Source organism: Nostoc sp. (assembly GCF_036919815.1).
Lineage (GTDB): Bacteria > Cyanobacteriota > Cyanobacteriia > Cyanobacteriales > Nostocaceae > Nostoc.
Genome location: NZ_JBALCE010000077.1, coordinates 1 through 19,803 on the forward strand (window position 1 = coordinate 1; position 19,803 = coordinate 19,803).

Below are 19,803 nucleotides of genomic sequence, written 5' to 3' on the forward strand. Positions count from 1 at the left end.
CGAGAGTTCAGCCTTTAGTGTCAGTAATCTGCTGACGGGCTGGATTAGTTATGTACGGGCTGGATACCGTGATTCACTAATCAACGAATCGCACCGTTTCTCCTACTGATCCGACGTCAACTCTTTTCGCGGCCATGCCTTCCATGAGTTGAGGCCCTTGGACAAATTGCGCCCATTCCACCTTGATCCCCAGTGGCTCCAAGCGTTTCTCTAAAACTTGCCGATTTCTGAAGAGATCCCCCGCACTCTGATAACCCATGCGGAGAACTTTAGTTTTTATAGCAAGGGAAAGGGAATTGCCAGTAGTACTTGCTACATTCAGTTGGCTTTGTTGGTTACAACTTCCCAACAAATATGCCATAGAAAAACCGCCCAGACTAGATGTAGCCACATTTAGAAAACGACGGCGTTTAATCATAGTTGTTTGATAGATAAAATAGTTTGGATTGGAAAGGTTAAAATTTACAAAACTAACGCAGGGAATCTCCGCGGCGATATTCTGCGGTGATGTCGTCTAGCTTTTGTTTCAAACTGTCGTCGAGTTTTAGTTCTACAGCCTTAAGGGTGTCAACAAGTTGTTCTGGACGACTAGCACCAATAATGGGAGCAGTAATAATCGGATTAGCCAGCACCCAAGCCACCGCTAGAGTAGTGAGTGACAATCCGGCCAAATCCGCTACTGAGCCTAATTCCTCGACAGTATTGAACTCGCGATCGCGCCAGTAGCGTTCTTGATAACGTTCTGCGGCAATCCCCAGAGTAAAACGAGTGCCTGCGGTGGGGCCTTGAGTCAGGCTATGTTTGCCAGTGAGTAGACCACCTGCCAAAGGATTGTAAGGAATTACACCTAATCCTTCTTCTTTGGCTAAGGGTAGTAGTTCTCGCTCAATTTCACGGAACAACAAATTGTAGCGGGGTTGGATCGAGACGAAACGAGTTAAATTTTGCACATCGGCACGACCCAAGGCGCGAGCGAGTCGGTAAGCTAAAAAGTTAGAAACCCCGATGTAGCGTACCTTCCCAGCACGTACTACCGTGTCCAGAGCTTCTAAGGTTTCATCGAGAGGGGTTAAGGCATCGTCAGAGTGCAATTGGTAGAGGTCAACATAATCAGTTCCCAGTCGTCTGAGGGAAGCATCAATCGCATCAAGAATATGTTTGCGCGAAGCACCCTGATCCCAAGGTGCAGTCCCGACTCGTCCCACGCACTTAGTAGCTATAATAAAATGTTCGCGTTTGCCTTTGAGCCAGCGCCCAATAATTTCTTCAGTGCTTCCAGCAGTAGGCAGTCCACCACCAAGGGGATAAACGTCAGCTGTATCAAGAAAGTTGATGCCAGCATCGGCGGCGGTGTCGAGGATCTGTCTGGAAGTTTCTTCGTCTGTCTGCAAGCCGAAGGTCATAGTGCCAAGAACAAGGCGCGAAACAGTCAATCCGGTTTTACCGAGTTTGGTAGTTGGTAACGTCATCGTGATCTTGGTCGTTGTTGATTGAAAGTAGTTGATTGAGAAAGTGTTGAATATTTCTAAATAGAATGCGTATACAACACGGTTACTAAGGCGTAAACCAATTTAACCAACCTTCCCAGTTTTGTACGATTGCTGCAAACTCTGCATAACCATCTGCTTTTGGATGAGCACCGTCATTGACTTTTGCTTCTGTTAGCCAGATCGGTGACTTCAGCAAACTGGGAAACACATTGAGATACGGAACATCTAGTTCACTACAAACTAAGGCAAATTCCTGTGACAGATTTGCCTTAGTTTGATTTCTTCTTTCTTGATCGACATCACCACACGGCGGTGGACTAACCATCAAGACAGGATAGAGTTGCTTTGCTTGAGTCAGGATGCTGCGAGCATTTGCGATCGACTCTGAAAGTTTGATTCCTTGCTTTTTACCCGCCCATCCTGAATCGTTTACGCCAAAGGAAAACACTACTCGACCATCGTATTCAGGAGGGAGACGATAGGAGATTTCCGAGCGCCAACGTTGTTTGAGATACCGACTTGTCTCAGCCCGCACCCCCAAGTTGTAGTGAGTGATTGCATATCCTTTTGACTCAGCATTGTGGCACACTCTACCTGTCCAACCCAGAAACTCCGGATCGCCTGTGCCATTGATAAACGATTTACCAATAAAACAAATTCTGATTTCTTTGCGAGAATCTGACATTAGTCAACTGGATTTTGGAGAAGAAGTTCGGTTTTAACTTGGAATTAAGCATGATGTTCATAATTCTATATATTTCATATCAGACAGCTACAGAAGTGCGACGACTCTGTAAAATTAGCCACTGTTGCAGTTTCGGGTCACTATACACTTCATCGGCAATAAAATGATCGCCTTCAGGTAGTACGGTAAAATCTACTGTTCCCCCCAGTCCGCGCAAAGTATCGACAATCTGCTGTGTATCTTCAATCGGTAGTTTTTCGTCCTTGCCACCTTGGAATATTTGGATGGGAATTTCCTTTAGTGCAGCTAGTTGGGTTTCTTCTAATGTCTTGGGTACACGCCCTGATACTGCTACCAGACCAGCGAAGCGACCAGGGTGAGAAGCAGCGATATGCCAAGCCCCAGCTGTACCTAAGCTGAACCCAGATAAAATTATCCGGGATGGATCGATGGGTTGGGAGGCAATGAGATCATCGAGCAAAGCAATCACATCCAACTCTCGGTCTACCCAGGTTTGTCCTTCAGGCAACTGGGGGGCGGCAAAGATATAAGGTAAGGAACTGGAGGAATCTACAAAACGAGGTAAACCCCATTTTAGCAGCACATTTATATCTGTACCGCGTTCGCAAAGCGTCTCGCAGAGAATCGCGTGCGCCGTGTAGAAACAATACCAGGGCCGCGGGTTGCTTAATAGTGTCTGAGATAGTCGAGAGGAGATAAGGCAAGGAACCATTACTGGTGTTAAAACGGTGTTCAACAGACATAGTTGTGACTCCTAAAGTTTGGGGAAATTTGGGGATTGGGGAGTATAGATAAATTTTTGATTTTGCTGACTAAACCAAGTTTTAGAATCTTTCTCTCTGTGTTCTCTGTGCCTCTGCGGTTCGTTATTTAATCCAAGCATTGCTCCTGCTTGACACAGTACTAGATTCTAACTAACTGGCACTTTCTGTTTCCATACTGCATCTGCATAGAGCGAGGTATCGAAATCTGGTGCAACGTTGTCGCTGGTAATACGGGCTTCATGCAGCGCCCAATCAGCAAAGAACAAGTCATGGCTAATACGTCCTACCACTGCTGGTACGTCGCGTCGGATGCTGGGTATGTCACCAATTGGGAGTCTAAAACTAACGAAGCCAGATGGGTTGAAAACATGGATATCCTTCAGGTAAGGTGCGCTACCGGGGACTTTTTCTTGATATTCATGGGCGATACCAAGGTAAGGATAAACACTTAATTCTTCGTCGCGCTGATTGGCTGGTGGTTCGTAGCGATCGCTCCACTGGGCAATATGATGGGCAAAGTCGGCAAGTTCAGGCCGCGCTGCCGGATCAGCGAAGTAGCCAGTACCAGCGATCGCAAAATCGAACTCAAAAACCCCTGCTCTCCTCTTAATCTCTTACGCCGTTACCAAACTCTTATCTGCTTGTGGAGATTCGATGTTAGCTACCTTAGATTCAACCGCCGTACCCTTGAAGAAGTCGGGATTAGCTTGAGTATAAAACTTGTAAGGATTATTGAATACATAACCCTTAAAGTCAGCTTCAGAAATCACACCTTCTTGCACTAAATCCCAGCTTTCCGCTAGTGGGTCGGTCAAATCTGGCACATCCCAGTGTCCAACATCTGAGGAATAAATGGCGTTGATTTTCACACCCAAGGGATTGGCTTTGTCGTTGAATGCAGCTGCTATGGTACGGTCGTCGGACTCAGAACCAAAGAAGAAACTGTTTACCCAGCGATCGCGGATGTCTTCAATTGTTTCAATGCCGGCGGCGGCAAAATCTTCTAGTTCGCTACCAACGGGTGAGCGGCTATGACGGTTGAAGGAAGAACCCAGTACACTCTTAGTCAATTCCTCTTTGGTGAGGGAATACCCTTGAGTAATTTCGCCACCAAATCGCTCAAACAACTCGAACAACTCATCGGAATTTGTCAGTTCTGGGTTGTAGTTTTGCAGACCTTTGAGACTGCGCTTGGAGAAACGGTCTACTAAATGAATGTAGACGTGTGCGCCCCAATCTGCACCACCTTCAAGCATACCTACGCGCAGCTGTGGGAAACGTTTGGTAACACCACCAAAAAACAGTGCTTTGGCAAATGCCTGTGAGCCATCGCCGAAGTGACCGATATGGTTGTTCATGTAGTTACTGATCGAGGAGCGTCCAGTCCAACCTTGACTGCCGTAATGGGTAGTAACCGGTACACCTAATTCAACAGCCTTCGCCCAGAACGGATCGTAGTCGTATTCACTATCCAATCCGTAAAAATCAATGTAAGAGGCATACTTGGCGATTTCAGGGTATTGATCTGCTGGATATTTATCAGCGATCGCCTTAATTGGCCGTTTCACACCACCAGGAATATTAGCTACTTTTAAACCCAGTGTTTTCACTGCAAACTCTAGCTCCTCAACCGCTTCTTGAGGATTACCCATCGGGATGCCAGCTACAGGTGTGAGGCGATCGCTATATTTCCAGTACAAGTCAGCATGATAGTGATTGACCGCCCGTTGCAGTGCTTGACGATTCTCTTTACTTGCTCCAGCCGGTGCCAAAACATTATTCGGAAACAGTACCGAATAATCTGACCCCTGCTCCGCTTGACGCTCATAGAATAGTTCAGGCAAAGTGTAAGTAGCGAGATCCAAAGTATTGCGGGTGACTCTAGCCCACCAAGGTGATCGAATTGTGCGATTGTATTGGCGTTCTTCTGGAGTTTGTTGATACCAGTCTTTACCATTGCTCTTGGAATTGAGACGAGAATCTTCCGCCTTGCGTAATTCATCAACGAGTTTCGAGCCACCGTATTTAGCAATGTAATCCTCAAGCGCCGGAGTGAAATCATTAGTATGAACATCAGTGTCAATTATCGGATAATTGAGGTTTGCTTTGATTGCAGCCGAGCGGGAAGTTTTTAATCTGCTATATTCAGTCATGTTTTTTTCCTTTAAAAAATTGCAAATATGTCAGAGGGCAGAAGAGTGGAAGTATTAACAAAAACTTTGGTTGTGAGTATAAAGCCCATTAAGTTCTTTCCATTCTCTCTGCGCCTTTGCGTGACGGACACTTGCTACAACTGGGGGAACCCCCGCAACGCCGTGTCCTCCTCTGCGTGAGAAAAATCATCTCGAAAATATGCAGCACCCAGGCGGTGATCTGCAAAAGATCCGCTTTAAAAGATATGGTTTAACCATCCGTAAAAAATTAACCTACGCTAACACCAATCTCTCATCCACTTGTTTAGCGGCAAATTGATTACCCGGACGACGCAGCCCCAGGTTTTCCCTCAAGGTAGTACCTTCATATTCAGTACGGAACAGTCCGCGTTTCTGGAGGATGGGAACGACTAGGTTAACGAAGTCATCTAACCCTGTAGGCAGGATTGGTGGCATGATATTAAAACCATCTGCTGCACCATTGTTGAACCATTCTTCTAACTGGTCAGCAATGCTTTCGGGAGTACCAAGGATAGTACGATGACCTCTAGCGGTAGCAAGAGCGAGATATAACTGGCGCAGCGTCAGAGTGCCACGAGTAGCTAAATCCTTGACTAATTTCAGACGACTCTTATTATTATTGGTATCACTGGGTAGTTCGGGAGTTACATCATCTAAAGAATATTTCGACAGATCCACACCTTTGTAATAGTTCTTTAAAATACCCCAAGCTACATCAGGATGAATCAAAGATTGCAGAAATTCGTATTTCTCTTGGGCTTCTTCTTCAGTCCGGCCAATGATTGCGAAAGCCCCAGGCATGATTTTTAGATCGTCTGGAGAGCGTCCATATTTCGCCAACCTACCTTTGACATCAGCGTAAAATTCCTGAGCATCGACTAGGGTTTGATTAGCAGTGAAAATCACCTCAGCAGTACGCGCAGCTAAATCCCGTCCAGCTTCCGATGCTCCAGCCTGCACAATCACCGGATAACCTTGAGGTGGACGACCAACGTTCAAGGGGCCTTTGACAGAAAAATGTTTACCCTTGTGGTTGAGTATATGTAGTTTATTCGAGTCAAAATAGATACCAGATTCTCTGTCACGGATGAAAGCATCGTCTTCCCAGCTATCCCACAGTCCTTTGACCACTTCTACAAACTCTTCCGCACGTTCATAACGTTGGCTATGTTCCGGGTGATGCTCAAGACCGAAATTAAGTGCGGCATTTTCGTTACCCGTGGTGACTACATTCCACCCCGCCCGGCCTTTACTCAAGTGATCCAATGAGGCAAACTTACGTGCCAGGGTGTAAGGTTCTTCATAAGTAGTCGAGGCGGTGGAAATGAAGCCAATGTTTTGAGTTAGAGAGGACAAAGCCGAAAAAAGTGTCACTGGCTCGAAATGGACAAGTTTACCATTGCGTCTTTGCGTTTCGCGATCGCCACCCCAAACTCCTGGGCTGTCCGCCAGAAAAACTGCATCGAACAAGCCACGTTCGGCGGTTTGGGTAATTTCTTTGTAATGCTCGAAATTAAAACCCGCATCTATTTGTGCATCTGGATGTCGCCAAGCAGAAACATGATGTCCAGTGGCTTGAATAAATGCTCCTAAACGAAATTTACGTGTTTTGCTCATTTGCTTTTCTCTTTTTTGGATAGCTAGTACTGCAAGACGGAAGTCAAAATAAATACAAGTTAATGCTTCCAAACTACTTCGATTGTTGCTATGAGTTCTTCTGTAAAGTGACCAGAAGGCTCAACTGCTAGTAATGCTTCTTTAATATCTGCTTCAAATTCTTCGGCTTTGTCGCCATAGAAAATTTTCAGAGAAAAGGCTGTAGTGTATAAGTAGCCAAGATAGCTAGAGACTGTCCAAGATTTTTCAAATGGCACTTCATATAATTCTTGGCGAGCAAATTTTGAATTGGCAATTACGACTTCGTGGGGAGGATCAACTGGTTTACGAATGCCTTGTCCTCGTTGTCCAGTTCGTCGCTCCTCACCTAACCATTTTTTCACTACTTTTATGGCAGCTTGTTTCCAGGGTAAAGAACTTATCCAAGGATTATCACCTGTATTGAGCAGTGCTACAGCTCCATCATCTGCCAGCAATTCATAAAGGCGTTCAAGTACGAGTTCGCGTTCCATCCAGTGAAAGGCTCTGCCAATGGTAGCTAGTTTAAATGTTCCCAAATTAGGGTTAATCAGTTCTGCTCCTTGTTCTAGCCAAGTGATATTGTTTGCTCTTACGGCTGCTGCTTGACGTTGCGCTTCCTTGAGCATATCTGGATCGGGATCAATAGCAACTACTTCTTGAAATTTGGTGCTAAGGGGAATGGCAATTAAACCTGGCCCAGTACCTAAATCAAGAAGTCTTCCTTGACCATTGAGATTAAATATTTCAGTTAGTTTGTCAAATACAGCAGATGAGTATTTAGTTCTATATTGAGCATAGACTTCAGCTGCACCCTCAAATAATGTTGGGTCGTAGGTGGAAAGTGTTTTCAGTTGGGTCATAAGTTAGTTTTTTGGTGAATCAATCTCTACTTGAGTACTAAGGATTAGGCATTGGGAAAATTATTCTGAATATTTCCTTAGTCTCTACCGGTAGGACAAATTTAGAAATGAGGAATTGTAGTACAAGGATGCCGACGTTCTTACCAAGTTTCTTTGAACCACTTAGAACATTGATCGGGCGTTTTACTACTACTTGCATCAGGTACATGATTAATCTTTGCCTGATCAATCTTTTTCTGTAGCTCTGGCTAAATAGTCAGTCGGTAAATGAAACGCTGTAGTTTATTTCTTTGAAACTACAATAACTTGATTGATTTACCGTAGTTTATTCGTGTAACAAAGCTTTACACACTTCCGACGAAAATGCAAGTACTGCTTAACACAAGTTTGCTTTTTCAAGATAGCAGGGCTGAAATGAGTGTTGGAAATAGTCACCAGCAAAGGCGATGTCTACGATGGTCACTCAGCTTGCCTGCCCTGAGCTTTGCCGTACCACTTCTCTACGAGACGCTCCGCGAACGTGGAAGCAAGCTACGCGCAGCGTCTCCAAGAGTTGGGTCGAAATGCGGGCTGTTCGGTGACGCACTTGAGTGAAAACTAGTGGTCTATCGTAGGACTTATACCATTTCTATGTGAAGCTGCGCTAAACCACAAGACCGAAAAGCTTGATATAGCTTGATTTATAAAAAATTATTTGGCGCATCTTCATAAATAATTAGTATTACGCGTATGGAAGTATAAGAATTAGGACTTACGCACAAGTTACGGAATAACAAACCACAGAGGCGCAGAGGACACAGAGAAATCAGAGTTTGAGAGATATTTTGCGTAAGTCCTAAGAATATAGAGGTTGATGAAATGTGATTATTTCGTTGGTTTAATTTGCCTCCCCACTCTCGGACTAGGCAAGTAAGTTCAAAAACCAAAGCAAATTACTATACTATCTTCAGTAGTAACTTGTGTTGCCCACTACAACTATCTTCGTGAATAAGTGCAAAAATTATAGTCTACTTATACCCTTGTCAATCAGTTAGCTGATGGTGATAATGACGCAACTATCATCAATGGTGGGCTTACCTTTGGTTTTTCAGACTTGTTTAAAGAAGGTAATATCGGTGGCATCATCGTTGGTGTACCACCTAAAGTTACTAGTAATAATTATCGCCCCACACCCGGAACCGCCCTTCGAGAAGATTCAGATACTTCTCTACATTTAGAGGCTTTCTATACCTTCCGAGTGAATGACAATATTCGGATCATCCCAAGTTGTTATGTAATTAGCAAGCCTGAACATAATGATGACAACGATCCGATTTGGGTGGGTTCTCTCCGCACTACCTTTACTTTCTAGTCAGCTACTCACAACGAAATCCCATAGCCAAAGCTGAAAAATGAATATTCCCCACTCCCTATTCTTGGGAGTTGCTTTTTACTTAATTTCGTGTAAGATATTTTTAATCTACTGTAATTCGCTCGATATATAGTACTTTAAAGAATAAATACCCGAACAATAAGGTAATTTTTTGGGTTTGTCCTCCATTTCCATTACTTTCTGCCCCTGTCTCGCTCAAACATATATAACATCAAACCTATTCAGTCCTATTGACGAAATAGCCGTTAATCAGAACTTCATAAAACAACTAATTGGTAGCTTATGACTATTACTCTGAAAAAGACCAAAAGCAGCAAAAAAACCCTACAAGTATTATACAACAACAAATTCGCTGATAGCATCATCCCTTGGATAGTACCTTTTATAGTGCTACTACTTTGGGAAATTGCTTCCAGAACTGGTTTACTTTCCACCAGAATTCTTCCAGCACCAAGTAGTGTAGTTTTTACGGCATTTAGGTTAGCCTCAACTGGAGAGCTTTTCCGACACATGGGAATCAGTGCCACACGCGCTATATCTGGTTTTATCGTTGGTGGCGGAATTGGCTTTATTTTGGGATTACTCACTGGGCTTTCTCGCATTGCAGAACAATTGTTAGATAGTTCCTTGCAAATGCTGCGTACTATTCCCAACTTGGCATTAATTCCCCTAGTAATTTTATGGTTTGGAATTGGTGATCAAGCGAGATTGTTTCTAGTTTCTATAGGTGTATTTTTCCCAATTTACCTTAATACCTATCATGGAATTCGTAGTGTAGATCCTGAACTTATTGAAATGGGCAGAGTTTATGGCTTAAAAACATCGCAGCTTTTGTGGCAAATTGTTTTTCCAGGAGCTTTGTCTTCAATTTTGATTGGTGTCCGCTTTTCCTTGGGTATTATGTGGCTATCGTTAATTGTAGCCGAACAAATTGCAGCAGATTCCGGCATTGGCTATATGGCAATGAACGCCCGTGAGTTTATGCAAACAGACGTTGTAGTGTTAAGTATTGTCATCTATGCACTGTTAGGTAAACTAGCAAATTCCATCGCTAAAGCTCTAGAAAACAAATTTTTATCATGGAATCCCAATTACACATCTGCTGGGTAAAAGCTCAGGTAAAAAGTTAAACATTTGTTTAACTTTTTACCTTGATTAATTCATTGTAAAAACTCCAAGTTGTCAATAACTGAATAACTCAACAATCCAATACTGCTCGGTTAAGAAGATTTGTAGGTTGGGTTGTAGCAAGATCCCCGCAGGGTACGGAGTGAAACCCAACAAAGCCTTGAAAATGTTGGGTTGAGGAACGAAATCCAACCTACCCCGGAGTGCTTTTTTAGGCAAAAACTACGCAGTATTACTCAAGAATCTCTAAAAAAAGGAAAAATCTACATGGTTTCAAATATACAAGGTTCACAACTCAATATTTTGGGTTTAAGCAAAGTTTTTGGAAATAAAACTGTCTTAAGCTCATTAAATCTAGAAGTAGCACCAGGAGAATTTATTGCTCTTGTGGGGCGTAGTGGTTGCGGTAAAAGTACCTTACTGCGCCTAGTGTCTGGGTTAGATAAACCCACTACAGGCGGCATATTATTAGATGGAGAACCACTACGTAAGCTTAGTCATTCTGTAAGAGTGATGTTTCAAGACCCCCGGTTACTCCCTTGGAAAAGTGTGATAGATAATGTGGGTCTGGGTTTGCAAGAAAATTGGTATGCAAAAGCTGCGCGGGTATTAGAACAAGTCGGACTCAAAGATAGGGCTGGTGAATGGCCGTATGTACTATCTGGAGGACAACGACAACGGGTAGCATTGGCCAGAGCTTTGGTGAGTCAACCACATCTATTACTACTTGATGAGCCTTTAGGAGCATTGGATGCGTTAACTCGCTTAGAAATGCAACATTTAATCGAAGATTTGTGGCAACAGAGAGGCTTTACGGCGTTTTTAGTCACCCATGATGTAGAAGAAGCTGTGGCGCTGGCAGACAGAGTGATAGTAATTGAAGAGGGACGGGTTGCGTTAGATTTACCTGTAAAATTGTCGCGTCCACGAGACAGAGCTAGTGAAGTATTTGTAAATATCAGAGAAGCAGTGCTAGAACAAGTTATGAATAATCAAGGCACTCACGCACATCAATTATTGCAAATGAGTCATTAATACTCTAGCTTTAAGTGGATATCTCATCTAGTAAATTAACAAAACCCCAACTACCAAGGGTGGCAATGGAGGTCAAAAAGAGAGATATTCACTTAGGTTTTTTGTGCCATGACTAAAGTAAACGAATGGGCAACAAACAATCCAGAAGAAGTTGCCAAGTTTTTAGAACCAGAGTTAGGTATTCCCGCAGCAGCATTAGAAAATGCCGAAAAACGACGAAAGTATGGCGTTTTACCGCTTAGATTATCCTGAAAAGAATGATGATGAGTGGTTTTGTCATGTAAACTTAAAGAAAGATGAATCAGGACAAATGGTATTGTTTAAGCGTCCTGTAGATCGTAGAAGTAGATACAGTCAAAGAAGTCTACAATGTTGCTGTTAAATGAATGTCCATGAAAATGCTCTATGAAGCAATAATTTTTGATCTCGATAATACACTATTGAATTTTGAGCTATGTGAACGCCAAGCTATTTTAGGAGCATTGGAAGATTGTGCAGTATCTTTAGATTTAAATGGACTCAGTGAGACTATTTTCCTTCAAGTCTTTGAAACTTATAATTCCAAGTATTGGAGACAAGGAGAAATATTTTATCCTAGCGAGCTAATTGAGATGTCTTATCGAAGTACAGTTGCTCAATTAGATATAGAAACAGATCAAATCAGCAATCTTAGTCAAAGTTTTTGGCATATTTTTAATCATTCAGCCGTAATGGAACCTGATGTAAATGAAGTGCTAACTGTTCTCGCACGCAATTATCGTTTGGCTGTCATAACAAACGGTTTTGTATCAGCGCAACTACCGAGAATGCAAGCTGCTGGAATTGAGTATTTTTTTGAAGCAGTTGTAGTTTCTGAAGCAATTGGTTTTGCTAAACCATCTCCTGAGATATTCCATCATGCTTTATCTAGGTTAAATTTAACATCAGCAGAAGTTCTTTACGTTGGAGATTCTCTAAAGCACGACTATGCGGGAGCAACACAAGTCAAAATGGATTTTTGCTATTACAACAGAAAAAATCAAAAGTTACCACAAGAAGCAAAACCAAAGTTTATGATAATTGAACTTTTAAATTTGCTGGAATTGTTTAACTAACAAATTTTTGATTTCTTCATCTAAAGTTAAAATTTAAATAGTTTATTTTAAATGATTTTGAGTAATTTTCTAATATGTCTATATATAATTCAATTGGTCAACAATACTCAAAAACTCGCGTTGCTGATATCCGTATTGTCAATAAAATAATTGATTTACTCAATTTACCCAAAGGTAGGATTATTGCTGATATCGGCGCTGGGACTGGTGGTTACAGTCTAGCGCTAGCTAATAAAGGGTTTCTTGTTAATGCTGTTGAACCTTCTGTAGTTATGCAAAAATAAGCACTAGAACATCAGCAAATTAAGTGGTTTACTGGCTATGCAGAAAATTTACCTCTACCAAATCAGTCTGTTGATGCTGTTGTAAGTATCCTGGCAACTCATCACTTTTCTCATCTCGAAAAAGCTTTTGAGGAAATGCACAGAATAATTAGAGATGGGGCAATAATTTTGTTAACTTTTGATATTAGATTATCTCAGAAGATATGGCTTTATGATTATTTTCCGTTTTTGTGGGAAGATGCATTACGATTTTTACCACTTAACGAACAGGTTAATTTAATTCAGAGTAATACTAAAAGGCGTGTTGAAGCCATACCCCTTTTGTTACCATACGATTTATCTGATTTATTCGCAGCAGCAGCCTGGAGACGACCAGAGTTATATCTTCAACCAGAAGTACGTGCAGGAATATCATCTTTTGCTTTAGCTCATCATGATTTAGCAGAGCAAGGAGTAAAGTTACTTGCAGCAGATTTAAGTAGTGGAGAATGGAGGAAAAAATATGGTGATATTCACAATTTGACAGAGATTGATATAGGCTATCGTTTTATCTGTGCAATGCTGGATAACTAAATAATTGTAATTTAAAATTAAATTATGATAAACAAAGTTAATGTAAGTGAGAAAATTAAAATTAGACAAGCTGAGATTAAAGATGTAGAGAGAATTGCTAGTCTTTGTGAGCAACTTGAATATTCTGTGACAAATCAACAAATAGAGCAGCGCCTTACTCAAATTAAAAATAGTGATGCTCATATTGTGTATGTTGCCACTTTAGAAGATGAATATGTAATAGCTTGGGCACACGCTCATATTTGTGACTCAATAGTTATTCCAACTCCAGCGATTATTTTGGGATTAGTTGTAGATAAAGATTATCGTCATAGTGGAATTGGACGTTTTTTGATGCAGCAAATTGAACAGTGGGCTTTTGTCGTTGGATGTGAGGGTGTTCTGTTACGTTCTAATATTAAGCGCAAAGAGGCACACTTGTTTTATGAGAAAATTGGCTATACTAATATCAAAAAATCATTAACTTTTCATAAAAAATGGCTTTAGTGCGATCACTCTCTCCTGTAGGTTGGGTGGAACGTAGTGGAACCCAACAAATGATGTCGGGAAAAAGAAAATATTTACACTATAATAATCTCTTGGATAAAATTAATGCTAAACCTATTTTATATATTTAATTATTCGCTACTAAGATTAATATCGCTTGATGTTGGGTTACGGCGCAATAGAAATGGTTTATTGTGTTGCCAAAATACTAACTTGTGCCTCCACCCAACCTACAAATAAATTATTCATTTCTTAGTACAAAATCATGGAGTTATTTTATGGCTTTAATCACACAAAGAATAGATGTTCCTCTGATCGTTGATGAATCAAAATGTTTAGAAAAATGCACAGTTTGTATTAAAGTTTCTCCCCTTGATGTATTAGCAAAAAATCCAGAGACAGGCAAAGCTTACATGAAATATGTTTTGTCTAATATCAATTGATATTGAGTTTGCATATAATAGAGAGTCGAGGGTAAGTCGGACAGCAGCAAAATGGCACGTCAGTTAGAAATAGAAATCACCGAAAGTGGAGAATATCTAGAAAAAACACTGAAACAGGCTCGGAGTGCAAGTCAGAAAGAAAGGCTGCAAATGCTTTGGTGGTTCCAAATCGGACAAGTGCGATCGCATAATGAATTAGCACGCGACCCGTCAACGATTACGCGGTGGTTGCACAAATACCGTCAGCAGGGATTGTCTGGGTTACTCGAAATCAAAAAAGCACCAGGACAAGCTCGAACAATCACAGGAGAAGTACTGAAATCGCTCAAAGTGAAATTAAACTCACCTGAGGGTTTTGGCAGTTACAGAGAAATTGTGAGTTGGCTGAATGAAAATCATGGCTTGGATGTGAGTTACCGAATGGTACATTACTTGGTGCGCTACAAACTCGCCTGCAAGCTAAAAGTACCTCGACCATGCAGTGTTAACCAAGACCCAAAGGCAATTGAGACATTTAAAAAAACATTCCACTAGCATTGTTAGCGTTACAACAATTATTTGGTAAAGGCAAACGGCTGCGTTATCTGTGTCAAGATCAGAGCCGAGTTGGACTCAAAACCGAACCGAGGCGTGTTGTGACAACTCCTGGTGTCCAACCAGTGGTTCGTGTTGCATGGAAGCGGCAAAGTTTTTGGCTGTATGGTGTTGTTGAACCACTGAGTGGTTGGCATTTTTGTTTGGAGTATCCAAAACTTTGTGGACAACATTTTCAAGAGTTTTTAGATGCGGTTTCATCTCAACTTGGAGAAGATATTGCACTCCTTCAAATTCACCAAGCCGCAGCACATTTGACTTATGAGTTGAAATGGCCCGAAAATATTATTCCCTGATGTCAACCTGCCCATTCTCCACAACTTAACCCTATTGAAAGGTTCTGGCTTTTTCTCAAATCTCAAATTAAGGGTCAGGTATTCAACACCCTTGAAGAACTTCGCGTAGGCATCGCCTCAACCCACTTCTCAGTACAATCACATCGCAACGTGTTATATCTTTAACTTCTTATGACTTGATCCTCGAAGCTCTTTTCTATGCAGCTTCAATGTAAATTGATATAAGCTGTCGCGCATTTAATTTGCATAACTAGGGCGGGCAAGATGCCCACCCCACAAGAGATTCATTTTTTGAGGATGCAAATTAAAAGATTTTTAGCTTAATACACTTGATGCTGCTTCGTCGGACAGGGTAGTAATGATGTCTCTCAGGGGGCGATCGCGTTCGCACTCTTCTGGTGTTTCCTTACCCAAAGATGTATCTTTCACCAAGCGGTAAACGTCGGCGGCTCCGTAAAAAATCCGCTCAGTCAGACCTAACTCTTGAAAGGTTTCAGCAATTTCTTCCATTTCTGCTATCCAACGATGTGCTTTTGGTGTCATGGATGGAATGGAACGGGTGAGAATAGCAGCAAGTTCTGGTTGGCTAATAGATACTTCCTCCCATAGTGGCTCATCCAAACCTAAACGATGGGCAGCAATCAGTAATTCTGTACTAATCGCCGTCAGTCCTTTGGTGAGGGCAGCGTAAGACATTTTTAACCCAGAAGCTTGACCAATTTCATCGCCAATCACTCGTATATCTAACCCATAATCCCGCAGTTGTTGGAATTCATCGGTCTGTTTTCCTGAAGCATAAATCCGTGTGCGGCCGGGAACTCTCGGCGGTGGGCCAATGATTGAAGCGTCTACAAAAGTTGCCCCAGATGATTCAATCAGTTGGGCAATACGTTTTACTTTTTGGGGTGCAACTGCATTGCAATCAACGTAGAGAATTTGTTTCCCCACATTGGCTATAACCTCAGCTACTTGCTTTGCTGCTTCTGTTGCGGCGGCGGGGACTAGAACTGATAGCACTACATCAGATTCAATTACCAGTTGGGTGAGAGAACCTACATCTTGGATGTTACCTGCGGCGGCTAATTGCCGAGTTCTAGGACTGCGCTCGTCTAGGGCGGCAATGGTTTTCAATCCATTTTGATTGAGAACGGCTGCGATCGCCTGTCCCATGTCACCCGGACTTAAAATACCAACAGTTTGGATTTGCATGGAAAGCTTGATTGTTACCTGTATTCAGCTTTTGACTAATACGCTGATTTTGGTGATTGAGTTATGAGAGCAACTACGTTAAATTGATAGAGTTGCCGTAATTTGTCTAAGTAGGAACTTACCATACATCATTCCCAGAAAGCAAGCTATTTAATGACTCAAAAAGCTGAATTATCTGCTATCAACAGCAGATGCCTTGGCCAGTTTGCAAAATTAATCAAGAGCAGGACTTACGCAAAAAATAGCCGAAACCCTGATTTTCAGGTAGGGGCAATTCATGAATTGCCTCTACCGTGTGTAGTTTTGCGTAAGTCCTTAAAGAGGTTGTATGTAGGCTAGTCCTACGCTAGACCCTACCATACCCGTGCCGCTTACCAATGGTCTGTGGAATCATCTGTGTACGTCAGTGCTAATTATCGTAGAAAAGGAATTGCTAAAGCTTTATATACTTCTCTGTTTAAATTGCTGCGACTCCAAGGATTTTATAACGTTGTTGCCGCGATCGCTTTATCCAATCAACCAAGCGTGGCTGTACATGAGTCTGTTGGTTTTTCTACCTTTAGCTCCGATTTGAGGCTTTAGTTGGAAGAGGAGGGGTTAGCTTTAGTCATATAAAAAGTGCTGTTGTTACTGTTACCGAAAGAGGAGTTATGACTCAAGAGCTATGGACAGAAGTTGATCGTTACATCACTAATTTGCTAATACCTTCTGACCCTGTGTTAGATGCTGCTCTTCAGGCTAGTGATGCGGCTGGTTTACTACCACATAATGTTTCGCCGAACCAAGGTAAACTGCTCATGCTATTAGCCTTAATCCATAAGGCACGTACTATTCTGGAAATTGGTACGTTAGGCGGCTACAGCACGATCTGGCTTGCAAGAGCATTGCCATCTGACGGCCATTTGATCACCCTAGAGTCAAATCCCAAGCACGCTGAAGTTGCCCGCGAGAATATAAACCGCGCTGGTCTGGCTCATCTTGTCGAGGTGCGTGTTGGGCGGGCAATAGAGACACTGCCGCAACTAGCTAACGATGGATACAATCCATTTGACCTGATTTTCATTGACGCAGACAAGCCTAGGAATCCAGAATATTTTGCGTGGGCGTTAAAGCTTTCCCGACAGGGTAGCCTGATTATCGCTGATAACGTTGTACGCAATGGATATGTAATTGAAGCGAACAGCGATGATCCTAGTGTTCAAGGAGTACGTCGTTTTAATGAGTTACTGGCATCTGAATCGCGTGTGAGTGCAACTGCAATCCAGACTGTAGGCAATAAAGGGTATGACGGTTTTGCGATCGCACTTGTTACGTCTGACAATTAGCAACGTACTCCAAACTGCTTAATGAGACTTAAACAAAAATTAAGCCCAAATAAAGCCCAAACTGGCTTTATTTTTATGGGTGTTTTTTGTCTAAGTCCCAATAAGTAATATTTGATGATCCTTAAACAAAATTAAGTGAGAGGCCGGTATCAGCTTAAATGGATTATTTTTCATCAGATTCATTATGAATACTTTTCATAAACTTCATGATATTTACTATCTGCATTTTTCTTAAGAAGCGACACTTGCTTCAGATTCTAATTAAAATTGATAGCCGACCGCGAGTTGAATAATGACCAGGAGTGTGAAAGTTTGTCGAAAGTTAATTAATAGCTTATTAAGGGCTTCTGTATCAATGAAAAAAGCATCGTGACCGTAAATTGATTTCAGCAAACCCAGTTGAGCATTAGGAATTAAATCTGCTAGTTCTTGTTGTTCTATTGGCGGATAAAGAATGTCAGAATCAATAGCAACAACTAAAGCGGGTTGTTTAATGCTTTGCAGAACAGATTTATAGTCTTGACCATGAGCAATATCATGACTATCCATCGCTTGGGTGAGAGTGATGTAAGTATTGGCATCAAATCTCTGTACTAGCTTTTGACCATGATATTGTAAGTAGCTAGCGATCGCAAATTGGTCAGCAGAAGCATCATACTGTCGTCCAAAACGTTCTGTAAAGGTCTGCCAAGAACGGTAAGCACTCATCGCCATCATCCGCGCTACAGCTAATCCTTGGTTTGGTGGCTGTTCTGGTGTGTAGTTACCCCCAAGCCAATTGGGATCAGCATAGATAGCTTGTCTTTAACTTGTGCGATCGTACTTAAAGCCAAGAACTGCGCCGCCTGACCACTAGAGGTAGCTAACGCTGCTACACCCCCCTCTAAAGCAGCAATTCGCTTTTCAAATACATCCGTTGTCGGATTCATGATCCGCGTGTAGATATTGCCAAACTCTTGCAGGGCAAACAACCGCGCCCCATGATCCGCATCGTCAAAAACGTATGACGTTGTTTGATAAATCGGTACAGCGCGAGCATTAGTTCCTACAGCTGGTTCTTGTCCTGCATGGACTTGCAATGTTTCAAAGCGATATTTTTCAGACATAGAGAATTATTGCTAGCAAAGATATTTTAATAAATAATCATATGGATAGATAAAGTTAGCAACTGTTTCACGTTCGACCCAGCCTTGTTTACGGTAAAATTCTCGTTGATAAGATTCTCGCTCTTTGTGGTTCAGCAACATGAGTACTGAACATTCTTGGATTTTTGCCTCTGATATGGTGGTTTTTAGCAGAGTTTTGCCAATACCTTGACCACGAGCAGCTTTTTAGTAGAAACAAACATTAATACCTCACAGCCAAATGCTAGGAGCAAGAGTCAGGAAAGCCTCAACTGCGTTATGGAAATTCCCTCCATAACGCAGTAGCTCCCTAATTATCCTAAACTAAAGCTGGTTCACGTCGGTTATATGCAGAAGAGTCTCCCTTGATGGCTTCACTTTGTTTACCATTAATCGCAACGGGAATATCACCAACAATAGTTACTCGTTGAACGTGACGAGGTTGGTTGTCGTAGTCTGCGATCGCATAATGTTGAGTAGCGCGATTATCCCAGAAAGCCACATCGCCTACTTTCCAACGCCACCGGACTGTGTTCTCTGGACGTGTGATGTAAGCTTGTAACAATTTCACGATTTCATCGGATTCATTCTGTGATAAACCACGCAGACGGCGCACGAAACCACCGATGAATAACCCACGTTCACCGGATTCAGGATGAATGCGGACAACTGGATGCAGGGTTTCGTATAAAGTTGAGGTAAAAACAGCCCGATGCTCTAAGACTTCTTGTGGTAAGTCAAGTCAATTGTTGCTGCTGCATAATCGTAGGCATTGCTGTGTACTGCCCAGAGTTCGTCAGCAAAATTACGTAGGTGGTTTGGTAAATCATCGTAGGCAGTCACGGAGTTTGCCCAAATGGTGTCACCTCCTGATGGTGGGATGACCAACGCCCGTAAAACGGAGCCAAGGGGCGGACGGTCTACAAATGTAACATCAGTGTGCCAGTTGTTGGCGCGGCTCACAGTCTTGCCGTAATTCAGGTCGAGAACTTCTGGGTTTTCTGGCAATGATGGGACGGTGGGATGGGCTGTAGTGACTTCTCCAAAGCGACGGGCGAAGGCTACTTGTCCTTGAGCGTCAAGGTTCTGCTCTCGAAAGAAGATAACTTTGTATTTACAGCAGTTTGCGATCAAATTCACCACAAGAAGAGCTATCTAATAGGCTCAAAAAACAGACCACAATGATTAAACCAATTTAGAGCATTTTC

At 42.2% G+C, this 19,803-nt stretch carries 22 protein-coding genes and 6 pseudogenes; 15 read left to right on the top strand and 13 right to left on the bottom strand.

Annotated elements, in window-relative coordinates:
* Positions 1-76 precede the first annotated feature (76 nt).
* From V7K15_RS18020 to V7K15_RS18040, 5 genes are all read right to left on the bottom strand, one after another.
* Complete coding sequence (locus V7K15_RS18020) at positions 77-418, bottom strand: hypothetical protein (RefSeq protein WP_442949692.1); 342 nt, start codon at positions 416-418, stop codon at positions 77-79.
* A 52-nt stretch (positions 419-470) separates the two neighbouring features.
* Complete coding sequence (locus V7K15_RS18025; RefSeq protein ID WP_334907298.1) at positions 471-1,469, bottom strand: aldo/keto reductase; 999 nt, start codon at positions 1,467-1,469, stop codon at positions 471-473.
* A gap of 85 nt (positions 1,470-1,554) precedes the next feature.
* Entirely contained in the window at positions 1,555-2,175 is a 621-nt protein-coding gene (locus V7K15_RS18030; protein WP_334907300.1) for a GDSL-type esterase/lipase family protein, read from the bottom strand.
* 79 nt (positions 2,176-2,254) lie between these two features.
* Positions 2,255-2,779 (bottom strand): dienelactone hydrolase family protein, encoded by a 525-nt coding sequence (locus V7K15_RS18035; protein WP_334907302.1) that lies wholly within the window; start codon positions 2,777-2,779, stop codon positions 2,255-2,257.
* 327 nt (positions 2,780-3,106) lie between these two features.
* Positions 3,107-3,250 carry a hypothetical protein gene (locus V7K15_RS18040; RefSeq protein WP_334907304.1) on the bottom strand — a complete coding sequence of 48 codons (144 nt, stop codon included), beginning with the start codon at positions 3,248-3,250 and terminating at the stop codon, positions 3,107-3,109.
* A 98-nt stretch (positions 3,251-3,348) separates the two neighbouring features.
* Here V7K15_RS18040 and V7K15_RS18045 point away from each other — a divergent pair, with 98 nt between their 5' ends.
* Positions 3,349-3,570: a hypothetical protein gene (locus tag V7K15_RS18045; protein ID WP_334907305.1), complete on the top strand. Its 222-nt coding sequence runs from the start codon at positions 3,349-3,351 to the stop codon at positions 3,568-3,570.
* A 4-nt stretch (positions 3,571-3,574) separates the two neighbouring features.
* Here V7K15_RS18045 and V7K15_RS18050 read toward each other — a convergent pair whose 3' ends face one another.
* The 3 genes from V7K15_RS18050 to V7K15_RS18060 all read right to left on the bottom strand — a co-directional run bounded on the left by V7K15_RS18050 (position 3,575) and on the right by V7K15_RS18060 (position 7,632).
* Complete coding sequence (locus V7K15_RS18050) at positions 3,575-5,113, bottom strand: amidohydrolase family protein (protein ID WP_334907307.1); 1,539 nt, start codon at positions 5,111-5,113, stop codon at positions 3,575-3,577.
* 273 nt (positions 5,114-5,386) lie between these two features.
* Entirely contained in the window at positions 5,387-6,751 is a 1,365-nt protein-coding gene (locus V7K15_RS18055) for an LLM class flavin-dependent oxidoreductase (protein WP_334907309.1), read from the bottom strand.
* A 59-nt stretch (positions 6,752-6,810) separates the two neighbouring features.
* The gene (locus tag V7K15_RS18060; protein ID WP_334907311.1) at positions 6,811-7,632 is read right to left on the bottom strand and encodes a class I SAM-dependent methyltransferase; all 822 of its coding nucleotides are present in this window, start codon (positions 7,630-7,632) and stop codon (positions 6,811-6,813) included.
* A 1,042-nt stretch (positions 7,633-8,674) separates the two neighbouring features.
* On the opposite strand from V7K15_RS18060, the pseudogene V7K15_RS18065 reads away from it, so the two are divergent.
* From V7K15_RS18065 to V7K15_RS18120, 12 genes and pseudogenes are all read left to right on the top strand, one after another.
* Positions 8,675-8,983, top strand: a pseudogene (locus V7K15_RS18065) (iron uptake porin); the annotation flags it as partial.
* Positions 8,984-9,286: 303 nt separating this feature from the next.
* On the top strand, positions 9,287-10,114 hold the full coding sequence (locus V7K15_RS18070; RefSeq protein WP_334907313.1) for an ABC transporter permease subunit: 828 nt from the start codon (positions 9,287-9,289) through the stop codon (positions 10,112-10,114).
* Between the two features lie 285 nt (positions 10,115-10,399).
* Positions 10,400-11,167: an ATP-binding cassette domain-containing protein gene (locus V7K15_RS18075; RefSeq protein WP_334907315.1), complete on the top strand. Its 768-nt coding sequence runs from the start codon at positions 10,400-10,402 to the stop codon at positions 11,165-11,167.
* A 108-nt stretch (positions 11,168-11,275) separates the two neighbouring features.
* Positions 11,276-11,419: a hypothetical protein gene (locus tag V7K15_RS18080; protein ID WP_334907317.1), complete on the top strand. Its 144-nt coding sequence runs from the start codon at positions 11,276-11,278 to the stop codon at positions 11,417-11,419.
* A complete protein-coding gene (locus V7K15_RS18085; protein WP_334907334.1) occupies positions 11,391-11,549 on the top strand; it encodes a hypothetical protein in 159 nt (52 codons plus the stop codon). Before V7K15_RS18080 ends, V7K15_RS18085 begins: the two co-directional genes overlap by 29 nt.
* A gap of 16 nt (positions 11,550-11,565) precedes the next feature.
* Positions 11,566-12,261, top strand: a complete 696-nt coding sequence (locus tag V7K15_RS18090) for an HAD family hydrolase (RefSeq protein ID WP_334907319.1) — start codon at positions 11,566-11,568, stop codon at positions 12,259-12,261.
* Positions 12,262-12,335: 74 nt separating this feature from the next.
* A complete protein-coding gene (locus tag V7K15_RS18095) occupies positions 12,336-12,545 on the top strand; it encodes a class I SAM-dependent methyltransferase (protein ID WP_334907321.1) in 210 nt (69 codons plus the stop codon).
* A gap of 18 nt (positions 12,546-12,563) precedes the next feature.
* A complete protein-coding gene (locus V7K15_RS18100) occupies positions 12,564-13,118 on the top strand; it encodes a class I SAM-dependent methyltransferase (protein WP_334907336.1) in 555 nt (184 codons plus the stop codon).
* Between the two features lie 24 nt (positions 13,119-13,142).
* Positions 13,143-13,604 carry a GNAT family N-acetyltransferase gene (locus V7K15_RS18105; protein WP_334907323.1) on the top strand — a complete coding sequence of 154 codons (462 nt, stop codon included), beginning with the start codon at positions 13,143-13,145 and terminating at the stop codon, positions 13,602-13,604.
* A gap of 278 nt (positions 13,605-13,882) precedes the next feature.
* Positions 13,883-14,026: pseudogene (locus V7K15_RS18110) on the top strand (4Fe-4S dicluster domain-containing protein); the annotation flags it as partial.
* Positions 14,027-14,098: 72 nt separating this feature from the next.
* Complete coding sequence (locus tag V7K15_RS18115; protein ID WP_334907324.1) at positions 14,099-14,581, top strand: helix-turn-helix domain-containing protein; 483 nt, start codon at positions 14,099-14,101, stop codon at positions 14,579-14,581.
* Between the two features lie 2 nt (positions 14,582-14,583).
* Positions 14,584-15,102 (top strand): annotated as a pseudogene (locus tag V7K15_RS18120) (transposase).
* A gap of 150 nt (positions 15,103-15,252) precedes the next feature.
* Here V7K15_RS18120 and V7K15_RS18125 read toward each other — a convergent pair.
* Positions 15,253-16,146, bottom strand: coding sequence for an NAD(P)-dependent oxidoreductase (locus V7K15_RS18125; protein ID WP_334907326.1), 894 nt, complete (start codon positions 16,144-16,146; stop codon positions 15,253-15,255).
* Between the two features lie 372 nt (positions 16,147-16,518).
* Here V7K15_RS18125 and V7K15_RS18130 point away from each other — a divergent pair.
* Both V7K15_RS18130 and V7K15_RS18135 read left to right on the top strand, forming a co-directional pair.
* A pseudogene (locus tag V7K15_RS18130) lies at positions 16,519-16,728 on the top strand (GNAT family N-acetyltransferase); the annotation flags it as partial.
* A gap of 68 nt (positions 16,729-16,796) precedes the next feature.
* The gene (locus tag V7K15_RS18135) at positions 16,797-17,471 is read left to right on the top strand and encodes an O-methyltransferase (RefSeq protein WP_334907328.1); all 675 of its coding nucleotides are present in this window, start codon (positions 16,797-16,799) and stop codon (positions 17,469-17,471) included.
* 261 nt (positions 17,472-17,732) lie between these two features.
* Here V7K15_RS18135 and V7K15_RS18140 read toward each other — a convergent pair whose 3' ends face one another.
* From V7K15_RS18140 to V7K15_RS18150, 4 genes and pseudogenes are all read right to left on the bottom strand, one after another.
* Positions 17,733-18,179, bottom strand: a complete 447-nt coding sequence (locus V7K15_RS18140) for a hypothetical protein (protein WP_334907330.1) — start codon at positions 18,177-18,179, stop codon at positions 17,733-17,735.
* A 20-nt stretch (positions 18,180-18,199) separates the two neighbouring features.
* Positions 18,200-18,577 (bottom strand): PLP-dependent transferase, encoded by a 378-nt coding sequence (locus V7K15_RS18145; protein ID WP_334907332.1) that lies wholly within the window; start codon positions 18,575-18,577, stop codon positions 18,200-18,202.
* A gap of 12 nt (positions 18,578-18,589) precedes the next feature.
* Positions 18,590-18,787: pseudogene (locus V7K15_RS30030) on the bottom strand (hypothetical protein); the annotation flags it as partial.
* Between the two features lie 127 nt (positions 18,788-18,914).
* Positions 18,915-19,711 (bottom strand): annotated as a pseudogene (locus V7K15_RS18150) (TauD/TfdA dioxygenase family protein); the annotation flags it as partial.
* Positions 19,712-19,803: the final 92 nt, after the last annotated feature.